The following is a 598-nucleotide window of genomic DNA, read 5'->3' as shown; positions in this document are numbered from 1 at the left end:
GGATTTGCCCCAAGCCTCGTGAAGGGGCTTGGCGTGACCGCGGCGCGCAGTGTGCTGGACACCCGCAGCGCGACCGTCAGCGGCCCCTCGACGTCGCTCGGGGCAGGTGGACGCGCGAGCGTGAAACCCTGCTCGAGGCCGAGCGGACCGTTCACGTACCACTCGGTCAGCGCACCACGTCGATACTCCACGCGGTTCGCTGTCGCGGTGGGCGTGACGGCCTCGACCGGCTCCAACGCTTCGCCATAGCCAACGCCCTCGAGCGTGAAGCCAAGGCGCTCACCCGCGTGCGTCACCGAGACGCTGCCTCGCGCGAAGTCGACAGCCAGACCGTGCGCGGGATTCTCGACCTTGACGCCGCCCGCTGCAGTGGTGGCGTGATACCGGCGGTCGTCCCGGCCAATCCTGTCGGCAATCGTCGCTTGTGCCGCCGCCGGGAGACCGGAGATGGTGACCCTCTCCTCACCCCAAGCGCCTGGCCCGGTACGGTCGTGTCCTCGAACCGCGGTCGCCATGGGGGCACCGACCACACTCTGGGCGGCGTGAGTGACGTGAGGGCCGGCACCCTGAGTGGCCCGCCTTTGATCCGCTCCGTGCG

Annotated in this window: 1 protein-coding gene; it reads right to left on the bottom strand. The window is 70.1% G+C overall.

Going from position 1 to position 598, the window contains the following annotated elements; translation table 11 throughout:
* On the bottom strand, positions 1-515 hold a 515-nt coding region (locus GEV06_29070), incomplete at its 3' end, for a hypothetical protein (GenBank protein MPZ21891.1).
* Between the last annotated feature and the right edge of the window lie 83 nt (positions 516-598).

Origin of the sequence: Luteitalea sp. (genome assembly GCA_009377605.1) — a bacterium.
Classification (GTDB): domain Bacteria; phylum Acidobacteriota; class Vicinamibacteria; order Vicinamibacterales; family Vicinamibacteraceae; genus WHTT01.
This window is presented reverse-complemented; position numbering and strand designations above follow the sequence as displayed.